The organism is Psychrobacter sp. 5A.1 (assembly GCF_030407455.1).
Classification (GTDB): domain Bacteria; phylum Pseudomonadota; class Gammaproteobacteria; order Pseudomonadales; family Moraxellaceae; genus Psychrobacter.
The window spans coordinates 1-634 of sequence record NZ_JASDDJ010000145.1 but is presented as its reverse complement, the minus strand read 5'-3'; the positions used below and the strand labels follow the sequence as shown (position 1 = coordinate 634).

The 634-nt window shown below is 34.1% G+C and carries 1 protein-coding gene; it reads left to right on the top strand.

The window, feature by feature from the left end:
* Positions 1–313 precede the first annotated feature (313 nt).
* Positions 314–538, top strand: a complete 225-nt coding sequence (locus tag QL982_RS14495; protein ID WP_045448313.1) for a helix-turn-helix transcriptional regulator — start codon at positions 314–316, stop codon at positions 536–538.
* Positions 539–634 lie beyond the last annotated feature (96 nt).

The window sequence follows — 634 nt, the reverse complement described above, 5'->3', positions numbered from 1 at the left end:
AGTATATAAGTATATAAGTATATAAGTATATAAGTATATAAGTATATAAGTATATAAGTATAACTAAAAATGTACGTCACATCACTATTAATAGCAATACTTCATAGTAAAAATAGCATCGCCTTTTCTAACTAGCGTATATCCATCATGATAGACGTCCTGTATCAAAGACAGCATAATAAACTGCCTATTACTAGGCAAATTGCGCTATTGGATACCAATTTGAGCTACTAAAAGGAATACTTTAGCCGCTCATATTCGTTATAATCCGTTCACCAATCAAAAACTACTAATCGTTAATGAGGAAACCACTATGGTGAAGTGTCACTTATCGACCATCATGGGCGAAAGACGCCTTAAAATTGCCGATGTCGCAAGAGATACTGGTATCAATCGTGGCACCATTACTCGCATGTATCATGAAGAAGCCACCCGAGTTGATCTAGATATCATCGAGTCTTTATGCACGTATCTTAGAATCAATGTTGGTGATTTATATGAAATCATAAATGAGGACAGCAGTGAATCACCTGAGTGAACACCTTCGCTCATAAGACATTATCACCTTTAAAAGTATAAAAAGACCTATAGAAGGTCATTTTCTCTTGCAATAGATTAAAATATAGGTATAATT